Raw genomic sequence first — 17,797 nt, forward strand, 5'->3', positions numbered from 1 at the left:
CTTCGAGCTAATAGGATTCGAGGCGCAAGCCACGACGAGGAAGAATTAGCGCCAGCGTCCAGCTACGGTTGATGTGCGAGGAGGCCAGACCGCAAGGTGCGTTCGGGAATATCCCATCGAGCAGGGACCCGCCATTGCAGCTTCGAACAAGACGCACGCCTCCTGTCGCGGCAAGATGACGGCTTTTCACGTTACCCGTCTCCGATGCTCGCCTCCTCAATCGCCGCCGTATTCGTCGTGTTGTGGTCGACCGGTTTCGTGGTCGCCCGGGCGATCACACCGTATGCCGATCCCAATCTGTTCCTGCTCGCGCGCTTCGGCGGCACCGCGCTGATATTCGCGCTTGCCGCGCTCGCTACGCGCGCCGCGTGGCCGACCGGTCGGGATCTCGGCAAGCACCTGGTCGCGGGCGCCCTGCTACAAGGCGTCTATCTCGGCGCGGGCTACTGGGCTGTCGCACAGGGTTTGAGCGCCGGCGTGATGGCCTTGCTCGGCGCACTGCAGCCGCTCGCGACTGCGGCCGTCGCTGCCCCGCTATTCGGCGAGCGGCTTTCGCGGCGCGGCTGGACCGGCATGGCGCTCGGCCTCGCCGGCGTCGCGCTGGTTCTCGAACCGAAACTCGCCGCGGCCGCGCCACCCACCCCGCATGGCGATGCGCCGCCGTGGCTGGTGGTGTTCATCTCGATCGTCGCGATCGGTGCAATCACCGCGGGCACGTTGTTTCAGAAGACGTCGTTGGCAAAGGCCGATATCCGCAGTGCAAGTGCGGTGCAGAATTTCGGCGCGGCGGTCGTCGCGGCGATGCTCGCGCTGGCGCTCGGCGAACATCGCTGGATCGCATCGGCCACGTTGTGGGGATCTCTGGCATGGGGCATCGTGATGCTGTCCGGTATCAGCGTCACCTTACTGGTGTGGATGGTCAGGCGCGGCGATGCGGCGCGCGCCACCGCGCTGATGTTTCTCGCGCCGCCGCTCGCCGCGCTCGAAGGGTATGTCGGCTTCGGCGAAACGCTGCTGCCGGTGCAGATCGCCGGATTTGCCGTGGCGCTGGTGGGGGTGGTGCTGGCGCGGTCGTGAGGGTTTGAATGACGCATGCCGGCTTGCGTTGGGCAATGCGCCTCATCATGCGTGCCAGGTGGTAGGGTCGTGCGAACGTTGTTAGCTTGACCGTGCGGCGGCATGGTCAAGCTAGCGCCGCCAGATCGACAGTGCCTTACGGTATGGTCACGCGAATGTTGCCAACGCGACGGTGCCTGGCGGCATGGTCAAGCGAACGCTGCCCGCCCGATATCAACTTGGCGACCTCGCCCGCCTCTCACCCCGTAGTTCAATCCGCCATATCGGCGCCCGCCGGCACTTTCGCGCGCACCTTGCTGCCCGGAGCCGGTGCCCAGGCCGGGCGACTCTTGCGCGCCGAATCCACCACCACGATGTAGCGCCCCGCCCACGGCGTCACCTGGCGATCGCTTTTCAACACCCACAGCGATTTGCCGGACTCCACACGCGCTGCATATTCAGCGTCGAGAATGCCGTAGTGGTCGATAAATGCATTGAGCGACGCGGGGATCCGCACACAGCCCTTCGAATGACGAATCCCTAGCAGCGGTTCGAGCCGGTCCGGATCGGTGGCGTGCATCTGGAAACGCATCTGCGATATGCCGCCCTTGCCCCAACCCCGCTCGCCCTGCGCCCAGCCGAGGTCGAAGATCCGCATGTCGCGCTTGCCGTAGCCGCGGATGTGGTTCTCGTTCAGCGTGCCTTCGGAGCGAAAGTCCATGTTGGACGGCGTATGTTCGAACACGCCGAGCGGCGTGATGAAGTGGTCGTATTCGCCGGGCCGGCCCGTTGAGACCGGCGAGGCGCCAATCATCTGCCAGCTGTCGGCCGGCGTGGCCCGGAAATAGATGAACAGCGCCTGCACGTTGGCATTGCGATCGACCATCACGACATACTCGCCCGACAGGTTGCCGAGCATATGCTCGCCGAGCGCCGTTTCCAGCCGGTCAGCGTAGGCATGCTGCTCCGCGGCCGGTACTTTCAGCCGACGCGTCACGTCTTGAGCGAATACGTCCCGCAGCAGGAACGCGCGACGCGGGTCGACCACGCCGGCCGCATCGGGCGCAGCGACGGCCGACGCGTTGACGGCAGCCGCCGGGCGGTTCGCCACAATGGGTGCCGACGCCTTGACGGACGCGGCACCCGAAGCTGACGCCCGGACGGACGCGGTGTCCGAAGCCGAACCCGACGCTGCAATAGCCACGCTGCATGACATCGCACAAAAGACTGTCGCCGCCGCGCGCATCAGATAGCGCATTGGGCGAACTACGCGCCTGAAATCCGGCGTCAAGCGTAAATCCGATATCCACACCACGTTGCTTCGGCGATTTACCGATGCGGAAGTACCGCGGTCCGGTTCAGGCTGGCCAGGCCGATTGGGGTAGTTCATCGCGTAGTTGAGCAAACCTGATTATTATTGATTGCTCGCCGGCTCATGCGGCGCTCGGAACGAGGATGTTACTAAGCACATTGGCATCTGTCGATGAAGACTTGGCCAATTCACCCTTATCATCGTATTGACCGCCGATATTCACCGCTCTGCGCAGCGGTTTTAAAAACAGCGCAAAGTGAATTGAAAGCCAATATCCGCGATAAAACCGCGAAACCGATTCGTCACAGCATGTCCGCAGAATCGGCTTGATCGTGGGCCCGTCGCCCATGCAATCCGCGCAGGCGTGCATGGTTGACACTCGCCCCACCCCACACGGAGGAAACAGGAATATGACGCAACAAGACCCAGCCGCACGCCAGGCAAACATCGCCGTGGAAATGCACGTCGCCGCCGAGTTCGACGCCGCGCAGGAAATCGAGCGCCGGGTCGCTTTTCTGGCGAACTATCTACGCAGCAACGGTCTGAAAACCTATGTGCTCGGCATCAGCGGCGGCGTCGATTCGACTACCGCCGGGCGGCTTGCGCAACTCGCGGTCGAGCGGCTACGCGCCGAACATTACGACGCGCACTTCGTCGCGATCCGTTTGCCCTACGGCGTGCAAAAAGATGAAGCCGATGCGCAGCAGGCCTTGAGCTTCATTCGCGCGGACGAAAATCTCACCATCGATATCAAAGCCGCCGCCGATGCAATGCTCGCCGCGCTGGATAACAGCGGCGTGCGATTTCGCGACGACTCACAGCAGGATTTCGTCCACGGCAACATCAAGGCGCGGCAGCGCATGATCGCGCAATACGCGGTCGCCGGTGCGCGGGCAGGCGTGGTGATCGGCACGGACCATGCGGCCGAATCGGTGATGGGATTTTTCACGAAGTTCGGCGACGGGGGCGCCGATGTGCTGCCGCTCACGGGCCTGAACAAACGTCGTGTGCGGGCACTGTCCAAAGCCTTGGGCGCGCCCGAGTCGCTGGCGCACAAGGTGCCGACCGCGGACCTGGAAATGTTGCGCCCGCTACGGCCGGACGAAGACGCGTACGGCATCCCTTACGACGATATCGACGATTTTCTGGAAGGCAAACCGGTGAGCGACGCGGCGCGCGAGACGGTTCTGCGCTTCTACGATGTCACGCGACACAAGCGGGCGCTGCCCTACACGCCGTTCGATTGGCCTGTGAAGACAGACGGGGAATGAGACACAGGAAGTAACAACCAGAATGCGCGAGGAGAATGCACGTCGGAAATATGCGCCGGACGCAGCGCGTTCTCCCCGCCCAGCGCATTCGACGCAATCGGCAAATGCAGTTGCGACAGATTCAGTGAGCGGGCGGCGACGTGTCGTCGCTGAACAGATCGGCACTCGCTTCAAGCGTCAAACCGCCCAACTGCTTGCCGTGAATCTGCCGCGCGATGACCTCGCCCACATATGGCACTTCCGCATTTAACTCGACTGTGGCGTAGGCGCTGGGCTTCCCGGCGTCGACCACCTCGATGTGTTTCGCGTAGTGTCCAAGCTCACGCTGGAGGAATTCCCGCACTTCCTGCTCGCTGCACGATTCCGCGATATTGCGCACGATCAGGTTCATGCCGCCTACCCTCGGCGCGCGCGGCGATCCGCCGCCTGTACCCGCACCGGACGCAGCGCTGCGCGCTGTTTCGCCTGAGCAGCCGCGAGTTGGCGGATCAAGGCGGCGCCTGCCGCACCCAAAGCAGCCAATGTCAGATAGAAGGCAATCATTTAAATCTCCCCTTCGAATTTCGTCCTATTTTCAGGATAGCCACAATCGACAACAAAAGCGATGCGACACAATGTCGTAAAAACGGACCTGAAAACTTCCGTTAATGCACTGTACCTGAATAAGCAGCGGTAAAAATAGCAAAACACATGTTCATTCAGTGGTGCAGGCCCGGTACACGCGTCAGACGCGGACGCTGGACGCAAAAACCGGGCCGCACCGGACAGCGGATACGCATCGCCGATGGCATCCTGCGGGGGACGTGCGCAAAGGGCGGACTGATCGTCGGGATCAGTCCGCCGCTTGCACGTTGGCCGCGCTTACCCACCATGCATTCTTGCCTTGCGGCACGTGAACCAGTACCGCAGACGGATCGTCGACACCGTCGTCAGCAACTTCACACACTGCCAGGCCGTCCGGCAGGCGTTTCACCTCGCCGGCCGCCTGAAACAGCGCGACTCGCTGCGCGTTTAGCGGCTGCAATTGCCGGTACACGTCGAAACTGATTGCCGCGGGCACGTCGCCGCGAATCTGCAGCGAGCCGGCGCCGCCGCAGCGCACGGGTTCGGCGGCATGCGCCGCAGCGCTACCGAACAGGCAGCCGAACGTGAGCGCCAATGCGGCAAGGCGTGAATGGGTCATGAGGATTCTCCGGGAATGAATTGAGGCAGCACGCTGCGAGCAGCGTGGCGGAATATGCGCCAATGAACCACGAGGACGACGCCGGCGGAGATGGACGATCTCACGGCGCGCTGTCGCGACCATCGCCTCGCCCGGTGTTGTCTCCGGTCGCGACATCGAGACGGCTCACGTCGCAAGATGTCTGGCTGAAGCCCGAATAGACCACCGACCAGTTTCCGACAATCGCGGCTTGCGCCTCCGCGAGGCTTAGTTTCCCTTCGCACACGCAGCGTTTGAGCATGACCGCGGCGCGCGCCTTGCGGCGCTCGCCCTGCTGGCCCGCCCACGGCAGAAGATCGAGATTGGAAGGTGCATCCGGCGAACCGCCGAGCACGATGGGCACGCGCCTGTCCAGCGCAAAGGCCACACCGTTGTCAGCATCGATGCCGCGCGCGGCAAGCAGGCGGTCCTTGTGGGCCATCAGTTCATCGAACGGTGGTGCGACCGTGTCCGCATAGCCAGGTCGGCAAATCGTTTCGCCGACCGACTCCTGCGTGACGCGCCCGTCGAGCATTGCTGAATCCTGAGCCCAGACTTCACCGACTCGCAAAGCGAGTATCGCGGCGAAGCCGAGCAGGAACACCACACGCATCTTGCTGGCAGGACGCGCGGCGCCGCACCGGCGCGCGAGCGTCGGCGGAACCGGCTGGTATGTACTGCTGGTTGCGTCGCTGCAATAGATGATGCGACGCCCATCTGCAATGCCTGCGTTCATTCGTCGGCGCACCGGCAGCGGCACGCAATAGTTCAATTCGCAGGCTAATTAAAACACATTCAATATCTCCGCGCGAAAAAGCCATGCTCGCGCAGGGTGGTCAAGGTGTGTCTCGATGCGTTCGCAGGGGAGCGCCCGCGCGGTCCTGGCGTGCACGAATGCACGTGGCAAGACCGCGCCGAAGCACAGTACAAAGGCAATGCAGTAGCTTGCGCCCCGCCCCGCCCCGCCCCAAGCTCGGCTCGGCTCGGCTCGGCTCGGCTCGGCTCGGCTCGGCTCGGCTCGGCTCGGCTCGGCTCGGCTCGGCTCGGCTCGGCTCGGCTCGGCTCGGCTCGGCTCGGCTCGGCTCGGCTCGGCACAAGAATGGCTTAGGCCGGGCGCAACAGCAAGCTACTCCGTCTTATGCACCACCCGAGCCTGCAAGGCGCGGATACGCACGAGCGCCTGGCTATTGGACACCGCCGCGTCATACATCTTGGCGAGGTCCGCCTTGAGCGCGGTACGGGAGCCGCCATCGAGATAGACCATATGCCCCGATGGATAAAAACGCGCCGACAGATTCTGCCGGACCTGCTGGCTGACAAGCGGCATTTGCTGCAGATCGAGCACCGTCTGATAGAACGGCGTGACGTAATCGAAGAAACCATTCGCCGACAGCACCTTCAGGTCGGGATTGAGCGCCATCACAGCGGCGAGGTCGCCGGCGGTGTACAGAATGATGTTGCCCTTCGCATCGAGCCCCTTCTGCGCACCGGTCGGATCGATATGGCTGAAGTCCCAATACTGGAATGCCTGATCGTTGAGGTCCGTGAACGCTGAATTCGACGTGTATTTCAACTGCTCGTTCAGATACACGTTCCACATCGTCGTATAGACGCCGGTCACCGCCGTCATGGTCGGATCGTTGCCGCCGGAATTCGGGTCGATCTTGCCGGCAATGCCCGTGTTGATCGCCGTCACCCGACCGTCGTACTCGCCAAGCGCAAGGCCCTGCGATTTCAGCAACGTCGTCAGGAACAGCGAATTACCGCGGCTGTCGTACGACGCGATATCGAGGCTCCATGCAAGCAAGGTGGTTTTGTCGATACCCGTGTATTCACTGAGTTTTTCGACCGTGGCGGAATCCGTAGTCGGAAACTTGCGCAGCGCAGCCAGATAGTCGGTGCGAGCGAATTGCGCCACTTCTTCGGCAAATGTGCCAAGGTCAGTCGGCCGCGGCGCGATGCCGAGTTTCTTGTGATACCACGCGTCCGCCGCAGCGGTGGGCAGCGCGCCGACCGGGTTGCCGGATTGCGTGTAATCGAGAATGGACGATTGCAGCGTGATGCCGTTCAGATCGACGCCGTCTTCATGCAGCCGGTACGCCAGCACGCAACTGCGTGCCGTGCCGTAAGACTCGCCGTACAGGTACTTTGGCGAATTCCAGCGATTGTTCTTGGTGAGAAAGCGTTTGATGAACTGCTTGATCGAGTCCGCGTCCTGGTCGACACCCCAGAAGGCGCGATTCGTCTTCGGCGCAATGGCTGCCGAGTAGCCCGTGCCGACCGGATTGATGAAGACGAGATCGCTCTTGTCGAGCAGGCTGTCCGGGTTGTCTTCCATCGAGTACGGCGCGGGCGGCGTAAAGCCCGGCATCGACGTCTTGATGCGGCGTGGCGCGAACGAACCCAGCAGCACGAATACCGAAGACGAACCCGGCCCGCCGTTGTAGAAGAACGTCACCGGGCGGGTTTCCTCCTTCTGGTTGTCCTGCGTGAACGCGACGTAGAACATCTTGGCTTCGGGCTGCGAACTGCTGGAGTCGACAATCACGAGGTGACCCGCTGTCGCCGTGTAGTTGATCTTCTTGCCGCCGATCGTGGTCGAATGGTGCGTCACCGCGGCTGTTTCAGTGGCATCGGTCACGGAATCGTCCGGCCCGTTGCCATAAGCAACCGGATCGAAGAATGGCTGATCTCCACCTTTATGCGACGCACCGGCTGCGGCCGTTGCGGACGAGGCATGCGTGTTGTGTGACGACTGTGGACTAACGGAAGCTGACTCGGTGTTCGTCATGATCGCTCCATGAATTCGTTAACGTCTTGAGGTGTCTCTCTTGATGTCTCTTGTATGTCCTGCGTTGCCCGTGCCTCCTGAAGGCATGCACAGTACGGCTGCGGCCTGAACGCAACGCACCTCGGGACAAGCGCGGACGGCGGGTGAGCACCTGAACGGGCTGTCAACCAGGCGCCCTCCAAACCAGACCGCGACTCATCAGACTATAGTGCTGCCGCCACCTTCTGACCATTGGGACTGCCGAGTCCCGTGCATGCATCCCAGCCCGGCGACGCGGCAAAACTGCCGTTGTTGCCTTGGGTAATGTCGTGAAACGCCCCCGGCGCCTTGTACAACTTCGGGTTGATGAACCCAGCCGGTTGCCCCTTCGCGGCATTGATTCGCGCAATCAATGCCGCCCACAGCGGTGCAACCGCGCTGGTGCCGCCAACCACCGTCTGCGTGCCATCGATCAATACGCTATAGCCGGTGACCGGGGATGCGTCGCCGGCCACATCAGGCACGCCGCGCCCGCTGAGCGCCGTCTTTGCGCCGCTCGACGAAGTAGCCGACAACCCTTTTTGCCACACCGGCACCGGAAAGGTCCGGCTCACGCCACCGCCGCCCGCGCCCCCCTCTGCGCCGTCGTTCCACACAACCTCATGCGAAATCGACGTGCCCGACGCGGTCAGGCTCGTGCCGCCGCATGCCAGCACGTAAGGGCTCGACGCTGGAAAGTCGACCTGATCGCCACCGGAACCGTCGCTCGAACCGCTATCGCCCGATGCCGCGCAGACCGTCACGCCGAGTGCCGCCGCCGTTTGCAGCACGCTGTTGAACGCCTGGAGTGACTGTCCGGTCCAATTCGACTCCGGGCCGCCCCAACTGATCGAAATAACCGAGGGTTTGTTAGTCGTGTCGTGGACCGCACGGCTTACCGCGTCGATGAAACCGGCATCGCTGTTCTGCGTGAAATAGACCGCAATCGACGCGCCTGGCGCAATCGCACCGACGATTTCGATGTCGAGCGTGACTTCGCCGTCCGGCCCGTTCGGGTCGCCGCTCGGCTGATTGCTGCCCTGATCGACACCGACCGATTTCACCTTGGGTGAAGCCACGCCGAGGCTCGCAAAGTAACTTTTGAGGTCGGACGTGTTGTACCCGCCGCCGAGTTCGATGATGCCGACGCATTCGCCGCTGCCATCGCCTTGTGGAAACTGATACAACGACGCGAGTTGCGGCGGTGTAAAGGACGCCTGGTGCGCTTTAGCCGGCTGGAACGGTGGCCGGATGCGAAAGTGCGGCCGCGCCTGCGGCCGGTTATCGAGGCCCAGCACGGCTTGCACGATGCCGTGCAGATCGTCCGGCACGCTGATCGTGCCGGTGCGGCCGCGGAACTGACCCACCGAGTGATGCTGGTAATGTTCCAGCTTGACGCCGAACGCGGTCTGGAACTGCGCGATCGTGCCACTCAGCGCCACCGAGCGCGCTGCCGGATCCTCCCGCACGACAGTCAAACCGTGCGCGACGGCAAAGGCTTTGACCTTGGCGATGTCGTCCGGCGCGGCGCCGTAATCTTTCGCAAACGCCTCACGCGAAAGGGGTTTGACACTCGGGTCACCCGCTTCGATCTTGCTCATCAGTGCGTCGAACTGCGCCTGCCGCTGGCGGCGCAGCAGCACGAAAACCTCGATCCGTTCTGCCGGATCACATTGCCCAACGACTGTCGAACCTTGTTCTGCCGTTCGCTCGCTTCCGGGCAGCGTTTGTCTATTGACCATGGTGTCGATTCTCCTGTTAGCGTGACGGGGCGGAGCGCAAGGCGGACCTCACGCACGACACGCGCCTGCACGAACTCACCGCCTCGCAGCCTGTGGCGGATTGCTGTTTCAAGGACTTCGCCAAACCGTCCGACCTATGCATTCGAACACAGTTCCTGCGCGCGCGGCAGTTGTCCGAATGGCTAACACCGGGTTCGATCAATGCGTATCCTGCAACACCCGCGCTATGATGCTGAAGCGGCAATCCAGCCGTCGCAGCGCCTCGCGCGCCACCCGCGCGCACGATCGAAGAATCAGAGGAACCCCATGTCAATTTCGATGTATCAAGCATCATTGCCCGTGCTGGTGCGCGGCATGACCAACCTGCAAGTCATCCTCGGCAAAGCCGAGGCACACGCAGCAGAGAAACGGATCGACCCGTCCGTGCTCACGAACGCCCGGCTCGCGCCGGACATGCTGCCGCTCGTGCGCCAGGTCTATATCGTGAGCGATACGGCGAAGGGCTGCGCCGCTCGCCTCGCGGGCGTCGAAGCGCCAAAGTACGACGACGTCGAACAGACCTTCGAAGAACTCGATGCCCGCCTTCAAAAGACGATTGATTATCTGAAGGAATTCAATCCGCAACAGATCGATGGATCGGAAGAACATCCCATCACGCTGAAAATGCGCAATGGGCCGATCGAGTTCACGGGGCTGTCATATCTGCTCGGTTTCGTGCTGCCGAATTTCTATTTTCACGTCACGACGGCGTACGACATTTTGCGTCACAACGGCGTCGAACTTGGCAAGCTCGACTATCTAGGCGGCATCAAGTAAGAAGGCGTGCGTGACGGTATGGGCGCCATGTGATTGAGGCACGAGCAGCACGTGACTCGTCCGTGATTCGCCCATGACCCGCACGCCGGCCGCGTGAGAATCACGCATGAATCGCGTACGAGCATGTGCGTGAGCATGCGCCGCGCACGTATCGCATCAAACGCGCGGCTGGAACGCGATGATCGCCATGCCGGCCAGCGTGAATGCCACGCCGGCCGCGTCCCACAGCGTGGGGCGCACCTTGTCGACGCCCCATAGCCACGCGATCGCCACCGCTACGTACACACCGCCGTAAGCCGCATACACGCGGCCTGCGGCGGTGCCGTGCAATGTCAGCAGCCATGCGAACAACGCGAGGCTGAGTGCGCCGGGCACCAGCAGCCAGATGGAGCCCCCGTCCTTCAGCCAACGCCAGGGCAAATAGCACCCGACGATCTCGGCAATGGCGGTCACGGCATAAAGCAGAAAAGTTTTCATCGGCAGGGAGAAGCAAGTGGTTGCGTTGCCGAGGAACGGTGCGCAGCGGTCAATCGGCTTTATTAACACAATCACTTTGCGCGCGGGCATGAAGCATGCAGAAATCGTCGCGCCCGGTTCCGGTCCGATACCTGCCGTCAGCCCGCATCACCCTGTTTCGACATCCGCAGATTCGGCGGTCAGTCCAGTGAAAGCCGCAGCGCAAAACCGATCAGCGCCGCTGAGAAAGTCCAACGCTGCAATGTCTGCGCGAGAGGATGAGCCCGCATCCAGCCAGCAATACGTGCCGCGCCGATCGCGTACAAGGCGTCGAAACACGCGCCAATGGCGAGCAGCACAAGACCCAGCTCGACCATTTGCAACGCAACCGGTCCGGCCGCGGGACGCACGAACTGCGGCAACAGCACCGAACAGAACAGCAACGCTTTCGGGTTCAACAGATTCGTCAGCAAGCCCTTGACGAAAGCGGCCCGCAACGGCCGTGACTCGGCACTCACCGCGCCGCCTTCCGGCAACGCGAACACGGGTGAACGGAAGATCTGGATACCCACCCACGCGAGATAAACCGCGCCGCCGTAACGCACTACATCATATAACCAGGGCGCACTGCGCAGCAGCGCCGCCACCCCACATGCCGACAGCGTGACATGCGTGGCCCGCGCCACCCCAAGGCCACCGGCCGCCGCGAAGCCACTGCGCATGCCGCGTCCGATACTGGTCTGCAGAACCAGCGCCATGTCGGGTCCAGGCACGGCATAGACCACCAGCAGCGCAGCGATATAGACAACCAGAAGGTGTGCGGAAATCATAGAAACCTCTTGTTTTAAGGGCTCTATCTTGCCGTCGCCTGCGGAGGGTTTGCTGGCGAAATGCAAAGGCAGCAGCCTGATCCTTGAAGGAATACGCTAAGATTCCCCTCCTAATCCATGTTTTCCGCCAACGCCCAGCAAACACCCCAAAACCATGGCAACCGACCTCGATAAAACAGACCGCGCAATCCTCGCCGCGTTGCAGAACGACGGCCGCATGTCGAATGCGCGGTTGGCCGACATGGTCGGCCTGAGCGAGACACCGTGCGCCCGCCGCCTCAAGCGCCTTGAGAACGACGGCTATATCGACCAGTACCGCGCGATGCTTTCGCGCTCCGCCCTCGGTCTCGGCGTCGTCGCGTTCGTCTATGTGCGCTTTGCCGTGCACGACCGCGCGGTGGCGACGCGCTTCGAGCGCGAGGTGCAGGCAATCCCGCGAATTCTGGCGTGCCACAACGTATCGGGCAGCGCCGACTACATCCTGCAGGTGGTCGCACGCGATCTCGACGACTACGGCACGTTCATGCGTGACGAGATGCGTAGTCTGCCGGGGGTGACCTCAGTGGAATCGGCGTTGTCGCTACGGGAAGTCAAGGCTAACGGCGGACTGCCGCTGTCCTGAACGCAGACGTGGCATAGTCACGCATTTGATACGGCGCGAGCCGACCAGACGAGCACGGAGTTTTCATGGATCACGAAAAGGCAAGAGCCGAAGAAACAGCCGCGATGGAACGCGTATTGACCGCAACCACGCGGGTAAAGGCGGCCTTCGCGTCACTGCAGTCGCAATTTCCGCCGGCCGGCAGTGGCCAGCCTTCACAGTTCGCGCTGCAAACCTTCGACGCTGCGTTGCAGGAACTCGAAGACGCCCAAGCCGCATTCGACGAATTGCTCGGCGATCTGCTTGACGGCAATCGTTGAGTGGCATAGCCGGTCTCTTCATTGCATAGCTGCTGCGTCGGACGCGAGCGGCGGCCGTCTTCAATTTCCACTGAGGCGGTCGTCGCGTTATCTGGAGGGGTCGTCCGGACTTGACCGTTAGTTGCGTCTTTACGTCTTGAAACCGGAATCCCCACGCCGCCGGATCGCCCATCCCCTGCCCCCTCCTCAATACCTCAATGCGCCGCCACGTCCGGAAGCGCGTTACCGCACCTATAAAAAAGAATATTTGCTTCGCTTAACGAAGCATGTTGACTTCTGATTGCGGGAGTGCCTAAAATTCGCCCGTTATCACAGACGGGGCCATTGCCTTGGACACCAGCAGTAGTCGATCTTCGAACAGTTTTACTGCCTGACCGGCCCGACGTCCGCGCTCCCTTTCTTAGCCGCCGTCTTGCCATCAGGCAGACGGTGCGCGCCGTAGTCACTCTCTCCGTGCACCTTACTTAACTAGCGCCATTCGGCCGCGCCGTGCTTACGCACGTCCCGCAACCGTATGGCGTCGCGTCGCGATGCATTCATTCGCGGCGGCGTTCGCTCGCGCCGGTTCGATCCGTTCGAATTCCGGTGTGGCCGGACGCGTGGACAAGCACGTGCCCAGTCAACGCAATAAGCAACGCAAATGAGCACCGCAGATAAACAAAACCGATAAGGAGCCGCCATGCCGGACAGTGACAGTTATCCCTTATGCCGCCCAATTGCCACGCAATTTTTCTTTTGCCCGAGGAAAGCGAGTAGACGTTCGCCGCCGCGCCCATAGTGCCGGCCGCGCTCCGTGTCCGCTGGCTTTCCGCAACCCGCGTCAAGCCTACGCCGGAGAAATACCATGTACATCGCCGTCCTCGTACCGACCCTGCAGCAAACGCCTACCCACAGCGACGCTGCACTCGCGCTCCACAGCACCAAGCCGCACTGGCTCGCCGTGACCTGGCATCGCCTCAAAGCGCTTCTCTCGAAGCCGGCTTCGTAATACCTGCTGTCAGCACCCGCACGTCTTCGCGATCCGCATGCGCCACCGTCGCTTGAGCCCATCATCCGGCGACGCGCGTTCTGCGGATCCCGAAGTCGCGCTACTGCATTCAAATCACATCTATACAGGCGGCTAAAAATGTCCACACCAATTAACGTCTCGCCACCACGCAGCGCTGTTCTCGACGAAGCCCACCTCGGCGACATCAAAGGGGCGCTCGGCACCATCGCGCACCACGACACCGCGCCTCGCAACAACTGGGGGGCCCGCATCCGGACCCTGCTCGCGATCCTCGGGCCCGGCCTCATCGTCATGGTCGGCGACAACGACGCCGGCGCCTTCGGCACCTATACACAGGCGGGGCAAAACTACGGAACCACCTTGCTGTGGACCATGCTGCTGCTCGTGCCCGTTCTGTTCGTCAATCAGGAAATGGTGCTGCGTCTTGGCGCCGTGACCGGTGTCGGCCATGCCCGGCTGATCTTCGAGCGCTTCGGCAAGTTCTGGGGAGCATTCAGCGTCGTCGATCTGTTCATCCTGAACGCGCTCACCATCGTGACCGAGTTCATCGGCATCACGTTCGTACTGGAATTCTTCGGTATTTCGAAAGTGGCCGGCGTGTGCATCGCCGCAGCAGTAACGATGGCTGCGGTCAGTACAGGCAACTTCAGGCGCTTCGAACGCTTCGCGGTCGTGCTTTGTCTGTTGAGCCTGCTGCTGGTGCCGGTCCTGGTGTCGATTCATCCCCCGGTTGCGCAGATGACGCATGATTTCTTCATCCCGAACTGGCCCGCCCATTCGAAACTGAGCGACGTGATGCTGCTTGTGATCGGCATCGTCGGCACCACCGTCGCGCTGTGGCAGCTGTTTTTCCAGCAAAGCTATATCGTGGATAAACGCATCACGCCGCGCTTCATGAAGTATGAGAAAGCCGACCTATGGATCGGTATCGTCTTCGTGTTGATCGGTGCGGTGGCCATGATCTCGTTCTGCGCGGCGCTGTATGCAGGCAAACCGGAGTTCGGCAATTTCACGGACGCCGGCGGCGTGATTGCCAGCCTCGAGAAATATGCCGGTCGCACACCCGCGGTTCTCTTCGCGGTCGCGCTGCTCGACGCCTGCATCATCGGCGCGGCGGCCGTGTCGCTGTCCACCGCTTATGCACTCGGCGACGTGTTCAAAATCCGCCACTCGCTGCATCGCGGCGTGACCGACGCAAAGGGCTTCTATCTCGTCTACTTCGGCATCGTCGCCGCCGCGGCTGCGCTGGTATTGATTCCCGGCAGCCCGCTCGGTCTTCTGACCGAAGCCGTGCAGACGCTCGCGGGCGTACTGCTTCCGAGTGCAACGGTGTTCCTGCTGCTGTTGTGCAACGATAAGGCCGTTCTCGGTCCGTGGGTGAACTCGAAGAAGCTGAACTTATTTACAGGCGCGGTTGTCTGGGTGCTCGTCATGCTCTCCATCATCCTCACTGCATCGGTGATGTATCCGGACATTACCGGCGAAGCGATTATCGAAGTACTGGCCGGCGGCACGCTGCTGGCCGTAGCCGGCTACGCCGCAACCGTGACGGTTCGCAGGCTGCGGGCCGCATCGGTAGCTTCCGCGGTTTCCTCGGTATCTCCGGTATCCAATAACGAGCAGCAGTTTTCGAAAGAAGCCCGCAATACGTGGCGCATGCCGCCTCTGGAAGACCTGCCGGCGCCGCAACTGACCCTGTCCAAACGCGTGTGGATGGGTGTGCTGCGTGGCTATCTGATCGTGGCTGTCGCACTCGTCGTCGTGAAGGTCGTGCAGATGACGTTGCTGCATTAAAACGATGCTGCCCGCCGCGCCCGGTTGTGCGATGAGCGGCGGGCAATAGAGCTTTTTCCGGGTCTCCAACCTGATGTAAAACAGCGCCTATGCGCTCATCTGTACCGCACAAGCGTCACGTCCCATCCGTCTCGATAGACGGTTCGCACAGAATCGGAAAGTTGACCGAGTTCGCGATATAGCACTTCTCATGCGCCACGTGATGCAGACGCCCGGCCAGTTCGAGATCGCCGCCAGCCTGAATGACGACATGCGGCCGTAGAACGATCTGCGAAAACCGGCCCTGCTCAGGACTATCGAGCATCGTGCCTTCGGCGTTGTCGCGATAGCTCAGAACAACGACGCCGGCGTCCGAGCAAAGGTGCAAATACCAGAGTTTGTGGCAAGCGGACGCCGAGGCGACCAGCAGGTCTTCCGGATTCCAACGGTTGGCATCGCCGAGAAACGCTGCGTCAGATGATCCGGGAATGTCGGGCTTGCTTCCCGCAGCGATGATGTGGTCCCGATCGTATTCACGGTAGCCCGAGGTGCCGCTGCCGCGGTTGCCTGTCCATTGCACCGATACCGCGTATTTGTGTTCGCCGTACGCCATGCCCATCTCCTTCGCTGTTGATCCGGATTTGATTTCGCAATCCCTGCATTCTAAACGTGCACATCCATTTTGGTATACCATTATTCCAAACGACAAGCTGGACTCGACGCACATGGACCACAAACTGGATTCGACGGCCGACGCCATCGCCGTCTCGCTACGCGAACTGATCGCAACCGGCGAACTGGAGGACGGCGCGCGGTTGGTCGAGCGCGAACTGGCCGATCGCTTCGGGGTGAGCCGTGTGCCGATGAGGGAGGCCATACAAAAGCTCGAGGGCGAGGGACTGGTCGAACTCATGCGCAATCGCGGTGCGGTCGTGCGCACCTTGACCGAGTCCGACCTGGACGAGATTTACGGCCTGCGCATGCTGCTCGAAGGCGATGCCATTTTCCATGCAGTTAAACGCATGGACAGTGAGACCTTATCGCGCGCCGAACTCGTTCATCGGCTTCTGGGGGACGCCGATACAGCGCAAAGACAGGGCGAGCTGAATCGCGAGTTTCATGAATTGCTATACCGCCCATGCGCAAACGGCCGTCAATTGAAAGCGATCCGCGAACTGCGCGCTCAGGTCGAGCGCTACGAGCGATTGCAAAGCACGCTGCTCGCCGACACACCGGCCTTCCAGGACGAGCATCTCAGGATTCTCGAAGCATGCGAGGCCGGCAACGCACGCCGCGCGCGATCGATGACGGTGGAACATCTCGCGTCGGCGAAACGCATCGTTCTGCAACTGGTTCAGGCCGAATGACGGCTACTGGCCGAACGCCTTTCCCGTCACGTTCGGCGCACGAGGATCCGGGCTCGCATTCAGGCTGGTGCCGTTCGCACGCATGTTGTTGAGCGCCGGGCCCGATCCGAGGCTCCCCGTTCTGCCGGTCGCGGGAGAACTGCCTACCGTACCCGCACCAGGCGTGGGGCTTGGGCTTGCCGTGCCCGTCCCCAAACCCATCCCCTGCCCCATGCCATTCGTCCCGCCGGCCTGCAAACCAACCATACCGTTGGCGTTCAGGTTTGCCGATTGAGCCCACGTCACGCCCGTCAGCCCCATCACCAGCGCCGTGGCCAACATAGTCCTTGTCGCGATGTTCATAGCCCACTCCGTCATGCCGTCGAATTGCCCGCTTCATGCTCCCAGCACGTCGTAGCGATATCGAGCCCACGACGCTCATGAAAGAAGCCGGTCAAACAGTAAGACTGCCCGCCAGCCACGTTCGTTCATCGCTGAAATTCAGGGATTGATCGGCGATCGGCGATAATCTGCGGCCCTTTTTCTTGCCCGACACCATGACACGACTCGCCTTCGCCCCCTTTCAGGATCTGGCCACGATCTTGTTGCCTCACGCATACGACGATAACGGCGACGGCTCGCATGACACCTCGCACCTGCAGCGTGTCTGGAAGAACGCCGCAGCCATCCAGGCGGAAGAAGGCGGCGATGCCGAGGTGCTGTTCGCGTCGACGCTGCTGCACGACTGCGTCGCAGTAGAGAAGAATTCGCCGCTACGCGCGCAGGCTTCGCGCCTGTCGGCGGAAAAAGCCGCGCGCGTGCTGGCGTCGCTCGGCTGGCCGGACGCGAAAGTTCAGGCTGCGGCGCACGCAATCGAGGCGCATAGCTTTTCGGCCGGCGTCACACCGGCCACGCTCGAAGCAAAAACGCTGCAGGATGCCGACCGGCTCGATGCGATCGGAATGCTGGGCGTCGCGCGTTGCTTCTACGTGGCCGGCCGGATGGGCCGCGCCTTGTACGACCCGGCCGACCCGCACGCGGCCCGGCGCCCTTTGGACGACACGGCCTACACGCTCGACCATTTCCACACGAAGCTGCTGAAACTGGCGTCCGGTTTCCAGACGGCAGCCGGCGCGCGCATGGCAACGATTCGCCATGATCGATTGCAACGCTTTCTCGACGAATTTACCGACGAAATCTGAGCGGGCCAACTTTTCGCCGGTAACGATTGCGCGCCGGCACTTCATGCCGATCC

21 protein-coding genes are annotated in these 17,797 nt (G+C 62.0%); 9 read left to right on the forward strand and 12 right to left on the reverse strand.

Features of this window, described 5'->3' with window-relative positions:
• The first annotated feature begins 204 nt into the window (after positions 1 to 204).
• Positions 205 to 1,077, forward strand: a complete 873-nt coding sequence (locus PQQ95_RS23740; RefSeq protein ID WP_408441405.1) for a DMT family transporter — start codon at positions 205 to 207, stop codon at positions 1,075 to 1,077.
• Between the two features lie 250 nt (positions 1,078 to 1,327).
• On the opposite strand, the gene PQQ95_RS23745 is transcribed toward PQQ95_RS23740, so the two are convergent.
• Both PQQ95_RS23745 and PQQ95_RS23750 read right to left on the reverse strand, forming a co-directional pair.
• The gene (locus PQQ95_RS23745; RefSeq protein WP_408441408.1) at positions 1,328 to 2,314 is read right to left on the reverse strand and encodes a L,D-transpeptidase; all 987 of its coding nucleotides are present in this window, start codon (positions 2,312 to 2,314) and stop codon (positions 1,328 to 1,330) included.
• Between the two features lie 175 nt (positions 2,315 to 2,489).
• The gene (locus PQQ95_RS23750) at positions 2,490 to 2,747 is read right to left on the reverse strand and encodes a hypothetical protein (protein WP_408441410.1); all 258 of its coding nucleotides are present in this window, start codon (positions 2,745 to 2,747) and stop codon (positions 2,490 to 2,492) included.
• Between the two features lie 31 nt (positions 2,748 to 2,778).
• Between PQQ95_RS23750 and nadE the strand changes: the two genes are divergently transcribed.
• On the forward strand, positions 2,779 to 3,639 hold the full coding sequence (gene nadE, locus PQQ95_RS23755; protein ID WP_408441413.1) for an NAD(+) synthase: 861 nt from the start codon (positions 2,779 to 2,781) through the stop codon (positions 3,637 to 3,639).
• 121 nt (positions 3,640 to 3,760) lie between these two features.
• On the opposite strand, the gene PQQ95_RS23760 is transcribed toward nadE, so the two are convergent.
• The 6 genes from PQQ95_RS23760 to PQQ95_RS23785 form a co-directional block, all read right to left on the reverse strand.
• Positions 3,761 to 4,030 carry an RNA-binding protein gene (locus PQQ95_RS23760; protein WP_408441414.1) on the reverse strand — a complete coding sequence of 90 codons (270 nt, stop codon included), beginning with the start codon at positions 4,028 to 4,030 and terminating at the stop codon, positions 3,761 to 3,763.
• Positions 4,031 to 4,035: 5 nt separating this feature from the next.
• Positions 4,036 to 4,182, reverse strand: a complete 147-nt coding sequence (locus tag PQQ95_RS23765) for a hypothetical protein (RefSeq protein WP_408441417.1) — start codon at positions 4,180 to 4,182, stop codon at positions 4,036 to 4,038.
• A 289-nt stretch (positions 4,183 to 4,471) separates the two neighbouring features.
• Complete coding sequence (locus PQQ95_RS23770) at positions 4,472 to 4,822, reverse strand: hypothetical protein (protein ID WP_408441420.1); 351 nt, start codon at positions 4,820 to 4,822, stop codon at positions 4,472 to 4,474.
• A 100-nt stretch (positions 4,823 to 4,922) separates the two neighbouring features.
• Entirely contained in the window at positions 4,923 to 5,576 is a 654-nt protein-coding gene (locus tag PQQ95_RS23775) for a hypothetical protein (RefSeq protein ID WP_408441422.1), read from the reverse strand.
• A 390-nt stretch (positions 5,577 to 5,966) separates the two neighbouring features.
• Entirely contained in the window at positions 5,967 to 7,631 is a 1,665-nt protein-coding gene (locus tag PQQ95_RS23780; protein WP_408441425.1) for a S10 family peptidase, read from the reverse strand.
• A 203-nt stretch (positions 7,632 to 7,834) separates the two neighbouring features.
• Complete coding sequence (locus tag PQQ95_RS23785; protein ID WP_408441428.1) at positions 7,835 to 9,391, reverse strand: S53 family peptidase; 1,557 nt, start codon at positions 9,389 to 9,391, stop codon at positions 7,835 to 7,837.
• Between the two features lie 306 nt (positions 9,392 to 9,697).
• On the opposite strand from PQQ95_RS23785, the gene PQQ95_RS23790 reads away from it, so the two are divergent.
• A complete protein-coding gene (locus tag PQQ95_RS23790; RefSeq protein WP_408441430.1) occupies positions 9,698 to 10,207 on the forward strand; it encodes a DUF1993 domain-containing protein in 510 nt (169 codons plus the stop codon).
• 156 nt (positions 10,208 to 10,363) lie between these two features.
• Here PQQ95_RS23790 and PQQ95_RS23795 read toward each other — a convergent pair whose 3' ends face one another.
• Together PQQ95_RS23795 and PQQ95_RS23800 are read right to left on the reverse strand one after the other, a co-directional pair.
• Positions 10,364 to 10,684, reverse strand: coding sequence for a YnfA family protein (locus tag PQQ95_RS23795; protein ID WP_408441433.1), 321 nt, complete (start codon positions 10,682 to 10,684; stop codon positions 10,364 to 10,366).
• Positions 10,685 to 10,863: 179 nt separating this feature from the next.
• On the reverse strand, positions 10,864 to 11,493 hold the full coding sequence (locus PQQ95_RS23800) for a LysE family translocator (RefSeq protein WP_408441436.1): 630 nt from the start codon (positions 11,491 to 11,493) through the stop codon (positions 10,864 to 10,866).
• A 154-nt stretch (positions 11,494 to 11,647) separates the two neighbouring features.
• On the opposite strand from PQQ95_RS23800, the gene PQQ95_RS23805 reads away from it, so the two are divergent.
• The 4 genes from PQQ95_RS23805 (at position 11,648) to PQQ95_RS23820 (ending at position 15,217) form a co-directional block, all read left to right on the forward strand.
• A complete protein-coding gene (locus PQQ95_RS23805) occupies positions 11,648 to 12,115 on the forward strand; it encodes an Lrp/AsnC family transcriptional regulator (protein ID WP_408441439.1) in 468 nt (155 codons plus the stop codon).
• 65 nt (positions 12,116 to 12,180) lie between these two features.
• The gene (locus PQQ95_RS23810; RefSeq protein WP_097396989.1) at positions 12,181 to 12,414 is read left to right on the forward strand and encodes a hypothetical protein; all 234 of its coding nucleotides are present in this window, start codon (positions 12,181 to 12,183) and stop codon (positions 12,412 to 12,414) included.
• 844 nt (positions 12,415 to 13,258) lie between these two features.
• The gene (locus PQQ95_RS23815) at positions 13,259 to 13,402 is read left to right on the forward strand and encodes a hypothetical protein (protein ID WP_408441443.1); all 144 of its coding nucleotides are present in this window, start codon (positions 13,259 to 13,261) and stop codon (positions 13,400 to 13,402) included.
• A gap of 138 nt (positions 13,403 to 13,540) precedes the next feature.
• Positions 13,541 to 15,217: an NRAMP family divalent metal transporter gene (locus PQQ95_RS23820; RefSeq protein ID WP_408441445.1), complete on the forward strand. Its 1,677-nt coding sequence runs from the start codon at positions 13,541 to 13,543 to the stop codon at positions 15,215 to 15,217.
• A gap of 115 nt (positions 15,218 to 15,332) precedes the next feature.
• On the opposite strand, the gene PQQ95_RS23825 is transcribed toward PQQ95_RS23820, so the two are convergent.
• Positions 15,333 to 15,809 (reverse strand): OsmC family protein, encoded by a 477-nt coding sequence (locus PQQ95_RS23825; RefSeq protein ID WP_408441448.1) that lies wholly within the window; start codon positions 15,807 to 15,809, stop codon positions 15,333 to 15,335.
• Here PQQ95_RS23825 and PQQ95_RS23830 point away from each other — a divergent pair.
• Positions 15,790 to 16,563, forward strand: a complete 774-nt coding sequence (locus tag PQQ95_RS23830) for a GntR family transcriptional regulator (RefSeq protein WP_408441450.1) — start codon at positions 15,790 to 15,792, stop codon at positions 16,561 to 16,563. The genes PQQ95_RS23825 and PQQ95_RS23830 overlap by 20 nt on opposite strands.
• Positions 16,564 to 16,566: 3 nt before the next feature.
• On the opposite strand, the gene PQQ95_RS23835 is transcribed toward PQQ95_RS23830, so the two are convergent.
• Positions 16,567 to 16,905: a hypothetical protein gene (locus PQQ95_RS23835; protein WP_408441452.1), complete on the reverse strand. Its 339-nt coding sequence runs from the start codon at positions 16,903 to 16,905 to the stop codon at positions 16,567 to 16,569.
• A gap of 194 nt (positions 16,906 to 17,099) precedes the next feature.
• On the opposite strand from PQQ95_RS23835, the gene PQQ95_RS23840 reads away from it, so the two are divergent.
• Entirely contained in the window at positions 17,100 to 17,744 is a 645-nt protein-coding gene (locus PQQ95_RS23840) for an HD domain-containing protein (protein WP_408441454.1), read from the forward strand.
• The last annotated feature ends 53 nt before the right edge of the window (positions 17,745 to 17,797 follow it).

It is taken from the genome of Paraburkholderia caffeinilytica, from assembly GCF_046030355.1.
Classification (GTDB): Bacteria; Pseudomonadota; Gammaproteobacteria; order Burkholderiales; family Burkholderiaceae; genus Paraburkholderia; species Paraburkholderia caffeinilytica_B.

Excerpts from the sequence above, each read along its gene's own strand:
- PQQ95_RS23740 (WP_408441405.1), top strand. The coding sequence starts at position 205 with ATGCTCGCCTCCTCAATCGCCGCCGTATTCGTCGTGTTGTGGTCGACC.
- PQQ95_RS23745 (WP_408441408.1), bottom strand. The coding sequence starts at position 2,314 with ATGCGCTATCTGATGCGCGCGGCGGCGACAGTCTTTTGTGCGATGTCA.
- nadE (WP_408441413.1), top strand. The coding sequence starts at position 2,779 with ATGACGCAACAAGACCCAGCCGCACGCCAGGCAAACATCGCCGTGGAA.
- PQQ95_RS23760 (WP_408441414.1), bottom strand. The coding sequence starts at position 4,030 with ATGAACCTGATCGTGCGCAATATCGCGGAATCGTGCAGCGAGCAGGAA.
- PQQ95_RS23765 (WP_408441417.1), bottom strand. The coding sequence starts at position 4,182 with ATGATTGCCTTCTATCTGACATTGGCTGCTTTGGGTGCGGCAGGCGCC.
- PQQ95_RS23770 (WP_408441420.1), bottom strand. The coding sequence starts at position 4,822 with ATGACCCATTCACGCCTTGCCGCATTGGCGCTCACGTTCGGCTGCCTG.
- PQQ95_RS23775 (WP_408441422.1), bottom strand. The coding sequence starts at position 5,576 with ATGAACGCAGGCATTGCAGATGGGCGTCGCATCATCTATTGCAGCGAC.
- PQQ95_RS23780 (WP_408441425.1), bottom strand. The coding sequence starts at position 7,631 with ATGACGAACACCGAGTCAGCTTCCGTTAGTCCACAGTCGTCACACAAC.
- PQQ95_RS23785 (WP_408441428.1), bottom strand. The coding sequence starts at position 9,391 with ATGGTCAATAGACAAACGCTGCCCGGAAGCGAGCGAACGGCAGAACAA.
- PQQ95_RS23790 (WP_408441430.1), top strand. The coding sequence starts at position 9,698 with ATGTCAATTTCGATGTATCAAGCATCATTGCCCGTGCTGGTGCGCGGC.
- PQQ95_RS23795 (WP_408441433.1), bottom strand. The coding sequence starts at position 10,684 with ATGAAAACTTTTCTGCTTTATGCCGTGACCGCCATTGCCGAGATCGTC.
- PQQ95_RS23800 (WP_408441436.1), bottom strand. The coding sequence starts at position 11,493 with ATGATTTCCGCACACCTTCTGGTTGTCTATATCGCTGCGCTGCTGGTG.
- PQQ95_RS23805 (WP_408441439.1), top strand. The coding sequence starts at position 11,648 with ATGGCAACCGACCTCGATAAAACAGACCGCGCAATCCTCGCCGCGTTG.
- PQQ95_RS23810 (WP_097396989.1), top strand. The coding sequence starts at position 12,181 with ATGGATCACGAAAAGGCAAGAGCCGAAGAAACAGCCGCGATGGAACGC.
- PQQ95_RS23815 (WP_408441443.1), top strand. The coding sequence starts at position 13,259 with ATGTACATCGCCGTCCTCGTACCGACCCTGCAGCAAACGCCTACCCAC.
- PQQ95_RS23820 (WP_408441445.1), top strand. The coding sequence starts at position 13,541 with ATGTCCACACCAATTAACGTCTCGCCACCACGCAGCGCTGTTCTCGAC.
- PQQ95_RS23825 (WP_408441448.1), bottom strand. The coding sequence starts at position 15,809 with ATGGCGTACGGCGAACACAAATACGCGGTATCGGTGCAATGGACAGGC.
- PQQ95_RS23835 (WP_408441452.1), bottom strand. The coding sequence starts at position 16,905 with ATGAACATCGCGACAAGGACTATGTTGGCCACGGCGCTGGTGATGGGG.
- PQQ95_RS23840 (WP_408441454.1), top strand. The coding sequence starts at position 17,100 with ATGACACGACTCGCCTTCGCCCCCTTTCAGGATCTGGCCACGATCTTG.